A 14,687-nucleotide genomic window follows, 5' to 3' on the forward strand; every position below is an offset into this window, starting at 1 on the left:
CTGTTGCACGATGGGGCGCGGCGCTATCGGTAACGGCCGGGCGCCGGGAGGAGGGGTATGACCGGGTTGCCGTTCGTCGATGCGCATGTCCATCTCTGGGACCTGGCGCGGATCCACTATCCCTGGCTAACGCCCCCGTTCGACGACGATGGCCCCAATGGCAGCGTCGCGCCGATTGCTGCGACCTATCTGCTGGAAGACTATCGGCGCGAGGCGGCGGGCTGGAACGTCGTCGGCCTCGTCCATGTCGATGCCGGCGCCGATCCGGGCCATGCGCTCGACGAGACCGACTGGCTCCAAGCGGTCGCCGACGATGCCGGGATGCCGAGCGGGATCGTCGCCTTTGCTGCGCTCGAGCGGCCCGATGCTGCGCAGCAATTGGCGGCGCAGGCGGCGCGGCGCGGCGTCCGCGGCATCCGCCAGATCGTCAACTGGCATGCCGATCCTGCCCGCGCCTATACGCCGCGCGACATCACCGGCGAGGAAGCCTGGCAGGCGGGGTTCGCGCTGCTCGGCGACTACGGCCTGTCGTTCGATTTGCAGGCCTATCCGGGGCAGTTCGCCGGGCTGGCGCGGCTGATCGCGCGGCATCCCGAGATCCCGGTGATCGTCAACCATGCCGGGATGGGCGTGGACGGTGCGGCGGAGTGGCGCGCGGGGATGGCGGCGCTGGCCGCGCTGCCCAACGTATCGGTCAAGCTTTCGGGGATGGGCTTCGTGTTCAGGCCGCTCGACGGGGCCCAAGTGCGCGACCGGGTGCGCGCGGCGATCGACCTGTTCGGCAGCGACCGCGCGATGTTCGCCAGCGACTTCCCGACCGACCGGCTGTTCGGCAGCTTCGACGCGACGCTGGGCATGCTCGCCGATGCGGTGGCCGATTTCGGCGAGGACGAGCGCCGCGCGCTGTGGGGCCGCAACGCCAACCGCATCTACCGGCTTGGGCTCGATGTCTGACGCGCGGGCGCCGCGCTGGCGCGACACGCTGCTTGCCGGGCTTGCCAATTATATCGATGCGGGCTCGATCGTCGCGGGGTCGGCGGCGCTGGCGCTGTGGAAGGCGGACTATGGGCTGAGCGACCGCTTTATCGGGCTGATCGCGGCGTTCAGCGCCAACGCCATATCGGCAGGGGTCGGCGCGCTGGTCGGCGGCGTGCTGTGCGACCGGTTCGGCCGCAAGCGGATCTACCAGTTCGACATGCTGTTCTACGCCTTCGGGATGTTGTGGCTGGTGTTCGCCAGCGCGCCCTGGATGATCGTGCTCGGTTTCGTGCTGGTCGGGCTGGCGGTGGGCGCGGACATTCCCGCTTCCTGGTCGTTGATCGCCGAGATCGCCCCCGACGATCGCCGCGGGCGGCATAGCGGGGTGGCGCAGGTGCTCTGGTATTCGGGACCGGTGGTGGTGCTCGTCGCCTTCCTGCTGCTCGAGCCCTATGGCGTGCTCGGCGCGCGGATCGTGTTCGCGCACCTGGCGGTGGTGGCGCTGCTGCTCACTTTGGCGCGCGCGCGGATGCGCGAGTCCGAGCGCTGGGTGGCGGCGCGCGGCGATGCGGCCGAGCCTGCCGACTGGCGCGTGCTGCTCCAGCCGCAATACCTCAAGTCGATCCTGTTCCTTGCCGGCATGTATGGCTTCTGGAACCTGTGGGCGGGGACCAACGGCTTCTTCTTCCCCTATATCCTGCGCACCGTCGGCGAGCAGACCCAGGCGATGGCGGTGACGCTGCAGGCGGGCGGATTCCTGCTGTCGATGGCGTCGATCTATTTCGTGTTCATGCGGTTGGCCGACCGAGTGAACCAGCGGCTGCTGTTCGCCGCATCGGCGGCGATGCAGATCGCCGGCATGGCGCTGCTTGCCTTGTTCCCGCTGACCCTGCCGATCGCGATGCTCCACATCTTGCTGATGCAGGTCGGCGGCGGCTTCGGCGCGCAGAGCTTCTTCCAGCTGTGGAGCGCGGAGCAATTTCCGACGCTGGTGCGCAGCACGGCGCAGGGGGTGACCTTCGCGATCGTGCGGATTGGCCTTGGCATCTGGAGCTTCTTCGTGCCCCTGGTGATCGCCACCGGCTTCACCACCTTGGCCTGGATCCTCACCGGCTTCCTGGCGGTGAGCGCCGCGATCGGCCTGGTCTGGGCGCCGCGCAACGAAGGCAAGTCGCTCGAACAGCTCGAAGCGGAGCGCGTCTAGACCGCGCGGAAGGGGTAGGGTGCTGCGCCGCGGCGGTGCGGGTCCATCGCCAGGCCGCGCGTGACCGGCGGGAGCGCGCGATCGGGGCAATCGATGCGTTCGCACAGATGGCAGGTCGGGCCCACGCTGGTCACTCGGTCGAGCGCGCCGTCGGCATGGACGATGCGCCCGGCATGCTTGACCGCGCACCCGATCGCCACCGCCGCGCGCGCCAGCGAACGCGGGTCGCTCGATCCCGGCACCTGGCGGTATAGCGTCAGGAAGCGGGAGCCGTCGGGCGTCTCGATCGCCTCGCTGGCCAGCATGTCGCTCGCGCGGTGCAGCCCCCAGCGCGGGCAGGTGCCGCCGGTGCGCGCGAACGGATAGGCCTCGCCGGCGAAGCGCTTGGCGACGATCCCGGCATCGTCGACCTTGACGAGGAAGAAGGGCACGCCGCGCGCGCCGCTGCGGCCCAGCGTGGTCAGCCGATGCGCCAGCTGCTCGAACGACACACCGAACCGCGCCATCAGCAGCGGCAGATCGTAGCGTGCCTCTTCGGCGGCGGCATGGAAGCGGCCATAGGGCATCAGCAGCGCCGCTGCGGCATAGTTGGCGAGCGCGGCGCGCAGCAGCCCGCGTGCGTCCTCGGGTGCGGCGACGAGCAGCGCGGCGATCGGCGCATCGAGCGCAGTCATCGCGAATTGCCAGGCGATCGCGAACCGCCGGCTCGGATCGGGCAGCCGCTCGGCGAGCATCAGCCGGCGGCGGTGGAAGTCGTAATGCCAGCGGGCGTGGCCGAGCACCCGCTCGGAGACGATACGCACGCCGACGCCGTGCGCCGCCAGTCGATCGCGTAGCGCGATCCCAAGTTCGGCCGGGTCTTCGGGCAGTTCTGCCGCAACGGCCTCGGCGGCAGCGTCGAGATCGGCGAAATGGTTGCGGCGCTCTTCGATGCACTCGCGCAGCCATTCCAGCGGTGTGCTGACGCTGCGCGCGCCGCCGTCGAGCGCATCGGGGACGCGGCGCAGATCGGCGAGCGCGCGATAGAGCCGCGTCACTGCCTCGGCGACCGCGGGGTAATTTTCGGCGACTTCCATCACTTCGTGCCGCGGCACTGCGATCTCGCGGACCAGCGGATCGGCGAACGCCTCGTGCAGGTCGTTCGAGATCGCGGTGGTCGATCCGGCAACGAAGTCGCGCACGTCGATGTCATAGGTATTGGCGAGCCGCAGCAGCATCTGCGCGGTGAGCGGGCGCTGGTTGCGCTCGAGATGGTTGAGATAGCTCGGGCTGACGCCCAGCTCCTCGGCCATGCGCGACTGGTTGATGCCGAGCTCGCGGCGAAGCACCCGCAGGCGCGGGCCCAGATAGAGTTTGCGGTCGCTGGTCTCGGCCATGCAGTGAGAGTGTCACGATTTTACAGAATGAACAATCTATATTGTGACAACGCCGCACTAATCGTCCTTCCGCGCCTGGAATTCTCCCGGCAACGGTCTCGGCATCGCACGCAAGGAGCTGCCGCATGACCGACTTCACCGACCTCGTCCCAGCGCCTTCGGGGCGTTTCGACGGCATCCGCCGGACCTATACGGCGCAGGACGTGGCGGCGCTGCGCGGCTCGCTCCCGATCGAGCACAGCCTGGCGCGCCGCGGCGCCCTCAAGCTGTGGGAGCTGCTGCGCAGCGAGGACTATATCAACGCGCTCGGCGCACTCACCGGCAACCAGGCGATGCAGATGGTCCGCGCCGGCCTCAAGGCGATCTACCTCTCGGGCTGGCAGGTCGCCGCCGACGCCAATAGCGCGGGCGCGATGTACCCCGATCAGTCGCTCTATCCGGCCAATGCCGGGCCCGAACTGGCGCGGCGGATCAATCGGACGCTGCAGCGCGCCGACCAGATCGAGCATGCCGAGGGCGGGGCGAAGCGGGACTGGTTCGCGCCGATCGTCGCCGATGCCGAGGCCGGCTTTGGCGGGCCGCTCAACTGCTTCGAGATCATGAAGGCCTATATCGAGGCCGGCGCGGCGGGGGTCCATTTCGAGGACCAGCTCGCTTCGGAGAAGAAGTGCGGCCATCTCGGCGGCAAGGTGCTGATCCCCACCCAGGCGCATATCCGCAACCTCAATGCGGCGCGGCTGGCGGCGGATGTCTGCGGCGTGCCGACCGTCCTGGTCGCGCGCACCGACGCGGAAAGCGCCAAGCTGATCACCTCCGATGTCGACGAGCGCGACCGCGAATGGCTGACCGGCGAACGCACTTCGGAGGGGTTCTTCCGCCTGCGCGAAGGCACCGGCGTCGATCACTGCATCAAGCGCGGCATCGCCTTTGCCGAACATGCCGATCTGATCTGGTGGGAGACGAGCCATCCCAATCTCGACGATGCCAGGCGCTTCGCCGAGGCCGTGCAGAAGGCCCATCCCGGCAAGATGATGGCCTATAATTGCTCGCCCAGCTTCAATTGGCAGGCCAAGCTCGATCCCGCCACGATCGCCAAGTTCCAGCGCGAACTGGGCGCGATGGGATACAAGTTCCAGTTCGTCACGCTGGCGGGCTTCCACAGCCTCAACCATTCGATGTTCGAGCTGGCGAGCGGCTATCGCGATCGCGGCATGGCAGCCTATTCGGAACTGCAACAGGCCGAATTCGCCAGCGAGCCCGCCGGCTACACCGCGACGCGCCACCAGCGCGAAGTCGGGACGGGCTATTTCGATCGTGTCGCCGAAGCGATTTCGGGCGGCACTGCCTCCACCACCGCGCTCGGCGAATCCACCGAGGCCACGCAATTCGCCGCCGTCGCCTGAACCCCCAGGCCTATCAAGGAGTGAAAGCCATGCGTGAACCGCAACGCGCCCGTGCCGTCTTCTCGTCGGAGGATTTCAATCTCCTCCGCGCCGCCGTCGCCAGCTATCTGAAGGAAATTCAGGACAAGCCCGAGTCGGTCAAATATGCGAACCTCTATCATCGGCTCGGCCGGGTTTCCTGAATGCGGACCCTCGAAGCGCTCGCGCTCGCCGGCAGCGGCATGAGCGATCCGGTGTCGCGGGCGAGCCTGCGCGTCGCAGCCCCGCTTGCCGGCTTTATCGAGCGCGAGGTGCTTCCTGGGCTCGAGCTCTCCGCGGACGCATTCTGGGAGGGGGCGGGCAGGATCTTCGCCGAGTTCGCGCCCCGCAACCGCGCTTTGCTGGGCGTGCGCGACCGGCTGCAGGCGCAGATCGACCTGTGGCATCGCGAGCGCGAGGGCGTGCCCCATGACGACGCCGCCTATCAGGCAATGTTGCGCGAGATCGGCTATCTCGTCCCCGAACCCGCGCCGTTCGTAGCGGACACGGTGGAGGTCGATGCCGAGATCGCGACTGTCGCGGGCCCGCAGCTCGTCGTGCCGATCCTCAATGCGCGCTTCCTGCTCAACGCGGCGAATGCGCGCTGGGGCAGTCTTTACGATGCGCTATATGGCACCGATGCACTGCCCGGCGCGCCGCAGGGCCCCGGCTATGATGCAGCGCGCGGCGCGCAGGTCGTTGCCGCTGCCAAGGCGTTTCTCGATCAGGTGGTGCCGCTCGTTGCGGGCGGCCATGGCGATGTCGAGCGCTATGCCGTTGAGCACGGCGCGCTGGTGCCCGCGCTGGCCGATCCCTCGGCATTTGCGGGCTATCGTGGCGACCCCGCTGCGCCCGAGGCGGTGCTGCTGCGCCACCATGGCCTCCATATCGAGCTGGTGATCGATCGCACGCATCCGGTCGGTGGTCGCGACCCTGCGGGCGTGGTCGATGTGGTGCTCGAAGCGGCGATCACCACGATCGCCGATCTCGAGGATTCGATCGCGGCGATCGATGCCGAGGACAAGGTTGCCGCCTATGCCAATTGGCTCGGGCTGATGCGCGGCGATCTGACGGCGCGCTTCGAGAAAGGCGGGCGCACCGTCACGCGCAGCCTGGCGGAGGACCGCGCCTATATCGCCCCGGACGGCAGCGCGCTGACGCTGCCCGGCCGCTCGCTGCTGTTCGTGCGCAATGTCGGGCATCTGATGACCACGCCCGCGGTGGTGCTGCCCGATGGCAGCGAGGCGCCCGAGGGCATTCTCGACGCGATCGTCACCGCGCTGATCGCGCTGCACGATCGCCGCGGGGCGCGCCGCAACAGCCGTGCCGGCTCGGTCTATATCGTCAAGCCCAAGATGCACGGGCCCGACGAAGCGGCGTTCACCAACGACCTGTTCGACGCAGTCGAGGACCTGCTGGCGCTGCCGCGGCACAGCATCAAGATCGGCGTGATGGACGAGGAGCGCCGCACCTCGGCCAATCTCGCCGCGTGCATCCATGCCGTCCGCCACCGCATCGTCTTCGTCAACACCGGCTTTCTCGATCGCACCGGCGACGAGATCCACACCTCGCTGCGCGCCGGGCCGATGGTGCGCAAGGGCGCGATGAAGGCGAGCCGCTGGATCCAGGCCTATGAGGATCGCAATGTCCGGATCGCGCTGGCCTGCGGGCTGGCCGGGCGCGCGCAGATCGGCAAGGGCATGTGGGCCGCGCCGGATCGCATGGCCGAGATGCTCGAGGCGAAGGTCGCGCATCCGCAGAGCGGCGCGAGCACGGCCTGGGTGCCGAGCCCGACCGCGGCGACGCTGCACGCGATCCATTATCACCAGGTCGACGTATTCGATCGCCAGCGGGCGATTGCTGCCGAGCCGGTGCCGTCGCTCGACGCGCTGCTCACCCTTCCGCTAGCCGAAGGCGCCAATTGGTCGCCGGACGAGATCCGCGAGGAGCTCGACAATAATGCGCAAGGGATCCTTGGCTATGTCGTGCGCTGGATCGATCAGGGGGTGGGCTGCTCCAAGGTGCCCGACATCCACGATGTCGGGCTGATGGAGGATCGCGCGACGCTGCGCATCTCGTCGCAGCATATGGCGAACTGGCTGCTGCATGGCGTGGTCACCCGCGACGAGATCGATGCGGCCTTTGCGCGGATGGCCGCGAAGGTCGATGCGCAGAACGCCGGCGATCCGCTGTATCGCCGGCTCACCCCCGATAGCCTGGCGCTCGCCGCCGCCCGCGAGCTGGTCTTCCAGGGCGCGGCGCAGCCCAATGGCTATACCGAGCCGCTGCTCCACGCCTTTCGCGCCCAGGCCAAGGCGCGCGATTGACTTGGCTCCCTGGCGGCGGCACCCGTGCTGCCGTTCGAGCCGAGGGAGAGGGCAGTGGAGGATCAGGGTGCAATCGATCGGCGCACCGCGCTGCTTGCCGGGCTGGCGGTCGCCGGGCTGAGCGCTACCGGCGCACGCGCCGCACCTGCACCGGCCACCGAAACGATCGCGCTATGGCCCAAGGGCGCGCCCGGCATGCCCGCCAGGCCGCCCGTCTTGAAGGTCGACAGCTATAGCAAGGATCCCGCGGTTCAGGATCGCGTGCTCAGCGGCATCGCGCGTCCGAGCATCGAAGTGTTTCGCGCGGCCAGGCCCAATGGTGGCGCGATGCTCATCATGCCGGGTGGCGGCTACACCGACGTGGTGGTCGACAAGGAAGGCAATGAAGTTGCGCGCTGGCTCGCCGGGCAGGGCATCACCTGCTTCGTGCTGACCTATCGCCTGCCGGCCGAGGGCTGGGCCAACCCCGCCGACACGCCGCTCTCCGACGCGCAGCGCGCGATACGGCTGATCCGCGCGCATGCCGGCAAATACGGCATCGACGCCAAGCGCGTCGGCGCAATGGGCTTTTCGGCCGGCGGGCATCTCTGCGCCGATCTCGCCACGCGCTTTGCCGCGCGCGTTTATGAGCCCGTCGACGCTGCCGACGGGCTTTCGGCGCGGCCTGATGCCGCTGCACCGATCTATCCGGTGATCTCGATGGAGCCCGGCGTCACGCATGCCGGCTCGCGTGCCAATCTGATCGGCGCCGACGCCGATGCCGCGCGCACCGCGGCGCATTCGGCCGACCGCAACGTCACCGCGCAGACGCCGCCCTGCTTCCTGCTCCATGCCGAGGACGACGACGTCGTGCCGGTGGAAAACATCCTGCGCTTCCGCGCGGCCCTGCGGGCGAAGGGCGTGACGACCGAAACCCACCTTTTTCCCGATAGCGGTCACGGCTTCGGCATCCGCCAGATCGGCGCCAAGAGCGTCGCGCCTTGGCCTGGTCTGTTCCTTGCCTGGGCGGCGCGCGTGGGGATCGCGGGCTAGCCGACGCGCTTGATCGCGGCGGCGTGCCGCGGCATTCTGTCAACCGGTGTCACTATGCAGCCCGATCGAGGCCGCGGACACTGGAGGAGAGGCAGATGGACACGCGGCGCGATATCCTCGGCTATGCGGGCAGCGGCCTTGCCGCCGCGTTGCTGCCAGTTCCCGCCTGGGCCGCCGCCGATCCCTGGGCGCGTGCCGCTGCGATCGCCCGCAATGCCCGGGCACCGGTCTTCCCGGCGCGCGAGTTCGACATCACGGGACATGGCGCCAAGGGCGACGGGACCACGCTCAACACTGCCGCCATCGCCTCGGCGATCGAGGCGTGCAGCCGGGCAGGGGGCGGGCGCGTGCTGGTGCCCGCCGGGCGCTTTCTCACCGGCGCGGTGCACCTCAAGTCCAACGTCAACCTGCACCTCGCCGAGGGCGCGACGCTGTTGTTCAGCACCGATCCTGCCGATTACCCGATCGTCTTCACCCGCTGGGAGGGGATCGAATTGATGAACTATTCGCCGCTGGTCTACGCCCGGCGGCAGAAAAACATCGCAATCACCGGCAAGGGCACGCTCGACGGCCAGGCAAGCGCGCAGCATTGGTGGATGTGGAAAGGCCCCTGGCGCGGCACCCTCGATCACGGCTGGCGCGAAGGCATGCCCGACCAGCGCAAGGCGCGCGCAATGCTGTTCCAGATGGCCGAGGACCGCGTGCCGGTGGAGAAGCGGGTGTTTGGCGATGGCCATTATCTGCGGCCCGCCTTTATCCAGCCCTATGACTGCGACAACGTTCTGATCGAGGGCGTCAAGCTGCGCGGCGCGCCGTTCTGGCAGATCCACCCGGTGCTCTGTCGCAACTTGATCGTCCGCGGCGTCGACGTGATGGGCCATGGCCCCAATAACGATGGCTGCGATCCGGAATTGGTCGACGGCGCGCTGATCGAGCAGTGCACCTTCGACACCGGCGACGATTGCATCGCGATCAATTCGGGCCGCAACGAGGATGGGCGGCGCCTGGCCACGCCGTCACAGAACATCCTGATCCGCGATTGCCGGATGCAACAGGGTCATGGGGGCGTGGTCGTCGGCTCGCAGATCTCGGGCGGCGCGCGTTGGATCTTCGCCGAGCGCTGCACGATGGACAGCCCGGATCTCTGGTATGCGATCCGCTTCAAGAACAACGCGTTGCGCGGCGGCCTTCTCGAAAACTTCTATTATCGCGACCTTCGGGTCGGCCAGGTCGCCCGTGCCGCGGTGACCTGCGACTTCAATTATGAGGAAGGCGCCAACGGGCATTTCGTGCCCCAATTGCGCAACATCGTGATCGAGCGCCTCCGTGCCGCCCAGGCGACCCGCGTGCTCGACAGCCAGGGACTGCCCGGCGCGCCGGTCACCGGCATCACCCTCAAGGACTGCCGCTTCGACGGCGTCACCCAGCCCAGCGTGATCCGCCACACTGCGGGCCTTCGGCTCGACAATGTCCACGTGAACGGCCAGCGGGTGACGCGCCTCGCCTAAGCAAAAAGGGCGCCGCCACCCGGCGACGCCCCCAATGCTCGGATTTGGATCGCCTTACATCTTGAAGCGCGCGCCGACCAGGAACGTGCGCCCGAAGTGGTTGTACTCATAGTTCCGGTTGGCGGTCTGGTCGACATAGCGGTCGCGATAGGCGTCGGTCAGGTTGGTGCCTTCCAGCGACAGCTCGACATTGTCGGTGATCCGGTAGCGGATCGACGCGTCGACATTGGTGATTGCATTATAGCCCTCGAAGACGTTGCCGGTCGCCGAGCCCTGATCGGCATAGGGTCCGCGATAGCTGATCGAGCCGCGCGCGCTGAACCTGCCGTCCTCGTAATAGAGGGTCGCGTTATAGGCGCGCTTGGACAGGCCGTAGAGCGTCGATTCGAACGGCTGGTTGACGTTGCCGCCGCCCGGCGTCGTCGCCGGCGTGCCCTGCTGGTAGATCGCCGAGGAGTCGATGAAGCTCGCATTGACGATGCCGCCGAAGTTCTTGAGGAAGCCGGGCAGGAAGCGGAACGGCGCCTGCAGCGCGACTTCGACGCCCTTCAGGTTCGCGCCGGTGCCGTTGATCGTCGTCTGAATCGTCCAGATCGGCTGGGCGAGCAGCGCGGGATTGAGCGCCGCCGGTGACGACGAGACCAGCACCGAGCTGGGCAGCCCGGTCGACAGGAAGGTGTCGGTCCGCGAGCTCGCCACCGGGAAGCTCTGAATGTCCTTCTGGAACACCGCGACCGAGAAGATCGATTGCGGCGCGAAATACCATTCCAGTGCCGCGTCATACGCAGTGGCGCGATAGGGCTGGAGATCGGGATTGCCGAAGGTCACGCGGAAGTTGAAGCCGTCGGCCGATCCGCCCGGGGTGAGGTTGGCGAGCAGCGGGCGCGTCATCACATTGGCGATCGAGGCGCGGAAGACGAGGTTCGAGGTCAGGTCCGCGGCAAGATTGGCCGAGGGCAGGAAATCCTCATAGTCGCGCTTCACGGTCACCACGGTGCCACTGTTGATCCCGGTCGAGCGCTGATCGGTGCGGACATAGCGGATGCCGGCGTTGACCCGGACGTTGATCCCCAGCACCGACCCGTCGGCATCGAACTGGAGGTACCCGCCCTTCACCTGCTCGGTGACGCTGCGATTGTTGCCGGTGTCGAGCAGCAGCGGCCGGGTGTAGAGCCCGGTAAACGCCGCTGCGGCATCGATATTGGGGACCAGCCAGCTGTTCGAATTGCCCGAAGGCTGGCCGGCATTGCCGAGCTCGACCAGTTCGGAAAGCGCCGGCGTCGCCGCGAAGCCATAGACGGCGGTGGGGCCGAACAGCGACGTGGGCGAGCAGGTGATCTGGCGCAGCACCAGATCGAGCCCGCCATTGCCGCACACGGCGGTGTCGCGCTGATAGGCCGTCAGTTCATAGTCGAAGCGGCGATAGACGCCGCCCAGCTTGACCGTGAATCCTTCGGTCGCGTCCCATTCGGTACGCAGCTGCGCGGTCTTGAACTTGTTGGTGGTGTTCGACGGGCGGTCGCGGATCTCGGCAAGCTGGAAGCTAGACGGATCGGTGACGCTGGTGCCGAAGGCGAGCTTGGGCGAGCGCATGTCGGTGTAATCATATTGATAGCCCTGCGCGTCGCGGTCGTCGAAGACGAAGGTGGTCTCGCGGGGAATATCGGCATCGGACTTGGAGATGCCGCCCAGCAGCGTGAAACGGAAATCCTCGCCGAGATCCTGATCCCAGCTGGCGCCGACCTGATAGAATTCGGTGGTCGAATCGCGCTTGTAATGCTCGGTCCGCACCCAGGCATCGTTGAGCGTCGCCGAGATCATGTTGTTGTTGCCGTCATAGACCGGGTTGACGACGTTGATCGAGCGCTCGTTCGAGCGGAGCAGCACTTCGCCCCATTTTTCTTCGCGCGTCTCCTTGAAGCGCGAATAGAGGCCGTCGATCGAGATCTTGGTCGCGTCGGTGGGTGCCCATTGCACGCTGCCGGTCAGGCCCAGCCGCTCGCGATCGTGCCGCACTTCGCCATAGCGCGGGATGCGGGGATGGAAGGAGAGGGCGGCCTGGTTGCACGCGGCGCTCGGCACATAGGTGCCGCCGCTGTTCGCCGTCGTCCAGCAATTGGTGCCATTGACGCTGTCGAAGCGCGCCTGTGCCCAGCGCACCGTGTTGTTGCCCAGCTCGAGCGTGTCGGACTTCTGGTAGGCGCCCGAGAGCGAGACGCCGAAGGTTCCGTCGGGCGATTTCCACGAGACGAGGCCGGCAAGCCGCGGACCCCAATTCTTGGAAAGGTCGTTGTAGCTGCCTTGCGCCGAGGCGACGAAGGTGATGCCCGTCTTGCCGCCCAGCGGATTACCGGTGTTGAGATCGACAACGGCGCCCAGCGAGCCTTCGTCGAGCGAGGCTTCGGCGGTCTTGTGCACCACCAGCGAGCTGAACAGTTCGGAAGCGAAGACGTTGAAGTCGAAGGCGCGTTCGCGATTGGCGCTGGCGCCGTCGGCGGTGGTGGTGATCGTCTCGAGTCCGTTGACGCGGACGCGGGTGAATTGCGCGCTGAGGCCGCGTACGGTGATCGCGCGGCCCTCGCCGCCGTCGCGCTGGATCGAGATGCCGGGAATGCGCTGGAGCAATTCGGCAAGGTTCTGGTCGGGGAATTTGGCGATGTCCTCGGCGATCACCGCGTCGACCGCGGAGACCGAGTCGCGCTTGACGTTCAGCGCGGCCTGAAGCGACTGGCGGAAGCCGGAGACGACGATCTCCTCCTCTTCCTGCGTGGGCGTATCGGCCTGTTGTGCGTCATTGGCGCCGGGCTGGGCCGCGTCCTGCGCGTGCGCGGACGGGCTGAGCATCCCCAGCACCAGCGCGGCAGCAGAAGCGCCTGCCAGACGGCGCCCTATCGAATTGGTCACGTGCGATCGCATCCTTGCCTCCCTCTGGCCGTCCGTGGGGACGGCAATTGTGCCGCGACGCAGTGATGGCGCGGCGCGGATTCACGAGAGGCGATGGCGTCGTTGCAGGATCTCACCTCTCCAGGCCGCCGGCTTGTGCCGATCTTGCCCCCGGTCTCCTGGTAACCGGTGTCAGACATCGCTAACTGTCCGCCAGCTGCTTGTCAACAAAGCCGCGGCGAGTTGACGGCGATCCCTGACACCGGTAGCATTTGTCGGTTCCGAGAGTCCGGCGTGCGATCGGGTGGAATGGGGAGGGATGCAGCGCCTCGGCGTCGGCTTGTGGATTGGCCTGACCTATCCGGAGCCCGCCGATTGGGCGAAAACGCTACTGACTCTGGGGTTTTCATGGGGCATGGTCCTTTGGTCCATCTTCTGCTGAGTATGAACTGGCATGACCAAATCCGCTCTCCGCATCGATCGTCGCGACAGTGTCGCCACGGCGCTGCGTGACCTGACGGCAGGCGAAGCGGTCATGCTCGACGACGACCGCATTACCGTGCAGGCCGATATTGCGCGCGGGCATAAGTTCGCGGTGGTTGCCATCGAGGCGGGGGCGCCGGTGTTCAAATTCGGCTTCCCGATCGGGCGCGCCACGGTGGCGATCGCGCCGGGCGAGCATGTCCATGCGCACAATCTCGCCACTGCGCTCGCCGCGCAGGGCGCCTATACCTATCACCCCGCCCTGCCGGAGCGCGAGGAGGCGTCGGCGCTAACCTTCCAGGGCTATTTGCGCGAGGATGGCCGCGCCGCCACCCGCAACGAGATCTGGGTGCTGCCCAGCGTCGGCTGTGTCGGGCGCACCGCCACCAAGATCGCGGCGCTTGCCCATCAGCGTCATGCCGGGCGGGTCGACGGCGTCCATGCCTTTGCGCACCCCTTTGGCTGCTCGCAGCTCGGCGATGACTTGTCGGCGACGCGCGACATGCTCGCCGCGCTCGCCAGCCATCCCAATGCCGGCGGCGTGCTGCTCGTCGGGCTTGGCTGCGAATCCAACCAACTGAGTGGCCTGCTTGCCGCGGTGCCCGAGGGGCGGCGGCATCTCGTACGCCATGTCGCCGCGCAGCAGGCGGAGGACGAGATCGCAGCGGGACTGGCGGCGATCGACGAACTCGTTGCACTCGCCGGTAACGCCGCGCGCGAGACGCTGCCGCTCTCGAAGCTGGTGGTAGGCGTAAAATGCGGCGGGTCCGACGGGCTGAGCGGGCTTACCGCCAACCCACTCGTCGGCCGCGTCGCCGACGCCGTCACCGCCGCGGGAGGATCGGCGCTGCTCACCGAGATCCCGGAGATATTCGGGGCCGAGCAATTGCTGATGGATCGCGCCACCGATGCTGAGACGTTCGAGGGGATCGTCGCGCTGGTGAACGGTTTCAAGCGCTATTTCACCGACCATGGCGAGCCCGTTTCGGAAAACCCCTCGCCGGGCAATATCGCCGGCGGGATCACCACGCTGGAGGAGAAGTCGCTCGGCGCCGTGCAGAAGGGCGGACGCGCGACGGTGACCGACGTGCTGCGCTATGGCGCGCGGCTGCGGCGTGCGGGGCTCACCCTGCTCGAAGCGCCGGGGAACGACGCGGTTTCCTCCACTGCGCTCGCCGCGGCGGGGGCGACGGTGATCCTGTTCACCACGGGCCGCGGTACGCCGCTTGGCTTCCCGGTGCCGACGATCAAGATCGCCTCGAACAGCGCGCTTGCCCAGCGCAAGCCCGGCTGGATCGATTTCGATGCCGGCGCGGTGCTCGATTCGGGAATGGACGACGCCGCGGGCGCGCTGCTCGAGTGCGTCACTGCGGTCGCATCGGGCCGCGAAACCGCCGCCGAGCGCAACGACGAACGCGAAATTGCCTTGTGGAAGCGGGGCGTGACCCTGTGACCGGCTACTCGATAGAAGGACG

General features: G+C 67.6%; 10 protein-coding genes. 8 read left to right on the plus strand and 2 right to left on the minus strand.

Annotation, left to right across the window (positions count from 1 at the left end; translation table 11 throughout):
* Positions 1-57 precede the first annotated feature (57 nt).
* Both AB2M62_RS04785 and AB2M62_RS04790 read left to right on the plus strand, forming a co-directional pair.
* Positions 58-954 (plus strand): amidohydrolase family protein, encoded by an 897-nt coding sequence (locus AB2M62_RS04785; RefSeq protein WP_404338231.1) that lies wholly within the window; start codon positions 58-60, stop codon positions 952-954.
* On the plus strand, positions 947-2,182 hold the full coding sequence (locus AB2M62_RS04790) for an MFS transporter (protein WP_404338232.1): 1,236 nt from the start codon (positions 947-949) through the stop codon (positions 2,180-2,182). Before AB2M62_RS04785 ends, AB2M62_RS04790 begins: the two co-directional genes overlap by 8 nt.
* Here the strand turns inward: AB2M62_RS04790 and AB2M62_RS04795 are convergent.
* On the minus strand, positions 2,179-3,558 hold the full coding sequence (locus AB2M62_RS04795; RefSeq protein WP_404338233.1) for a short-chain fatty acyl-CoA regulator family protein: 1,380 nt from the start codon (positions 3,556-3,558) through the stop codon (positions 2,179-2,181). The two genes, AB2M62_RS04790 and AB2M62_RS04795, sit on opposite strands and share 4 nt — an antisense overlap.
* A gap of 125 nt (positions 3,559-3,683) precedes the next feature.
* Here AB2M62_RS04795 and aceA point away from each other — a divergent pair, with 125 nt between their 5' ends.
* The 5 genes from aceA to AB2M62_RS04820 all read left to right on the plus strand — a co-directional run bounded on the left by aceA (position 3,684) and on the right by AB2M62_RS04820 (position 9,846).
* The gene (aceA, locus tag AB2M62_RS04800; RefSeq protein WP_404338234.1) at positions 3,684-4,961 is read left to right on the plus strand and encodes an isocitrate lyase; all 1,278 of its coding nucleotides are present in this window, start codon (positions 3,684-3,686) and stop codon (positions 4,959-4,961) included.
* 29 nt (positions 4,962-4,990) lie between these two features.
* Positions 4,991-5,143 carry a hypothetical protein gene (locus AB2M62_RS04805; protein WP_404338235.1) on the plus strand — a complete coding sequence of 51 codons (153 nt, stop codon included), beginning with the start codon at positions 4,991-4,993 and terminating at the stop codon, positions 5,141-5,143.
* A gap of 39 nt (positions 5,144-5,182) precedes the next feature.
* Complete coding sequence (locus tag AB2M62_RS04810) at positions 5,183-7,306, plus strand: malate synthase G (protein ID WP_404339805.1); 2,124 nt, start codon at positions 5,183-5,185, stop codon at positions 7,304-7,306.
* A 54-nt stretch (positions 7,307-7,360) separates the two neighbouring features.
* Positions 7,361-8,338, plus strand: coding sequence for an alpha/beta hydrolase (locus tag AB2M62_RS04815; RefSeq protein ID WP_404338236.1), 978 nt, complete (start codon positions 7,361-7,363; stop codon positions 8,336-8,338).
* A gap of 95 nt (positions 8,339-8,433) precedes the next feature.
* Positions 8,434-9,846: a glycoside hydrolase family 28 protein gene (locus AB2M62_RS04820; RefSeq protein ID WP_404338237.1), complete on the plus strand. Its 1,413-nt coding sequence runs from the start codon at positions 8,434-8,436 to the stop codon at positions 9,844-9,846.
* 54 nt (positions 9,847-9,900) lie between these two features.
* Here AB2M62_RS04820 and AB2M62_RS04825 read toward each other — a convergent pair whose 3' ends face one another.
* Positions 9,901-12,762: a TonB-dependent receptor gene (locus AB2M62_RS04825; protein ID WP_404338238.1), complete on the minus strand. Its 2,862-nt coding sequence runs from the start codon at positions 12,760-12,762 to the stop codon at positions 9,901-9,903.
* A gap of 421 nt (positions 12,763-13,183) precedes the next feature.
* Here AB2M62_RS04825 and AB2M62_RS04830 point away from each other — a divergent pair, with 421 nt between their 5' ends.
* Positions 13,184-14,665 (plus strand): UxaA family hydrolase, encoded by a 1,482-nt coding sequence (locus AB2M62_RS04830; RefSeq protein ID WP_404338239.1) that lies wholly within the window; start codon positions 13,184-13,186, stop codon positions 14,663-14,665.
* Positions 14,666-14,687 lie beyond the last annotated feature (22 nt).

Source organism: Sphingomonas sp. MMS12-HWE2-04, from assembly GCF_044881185.1.
Lineage (GTDB): Bacteria > Pseudomonadota > Alphaproteobacteria > Sphingomonadales > Sphingomonadaceae > Sphingomonas.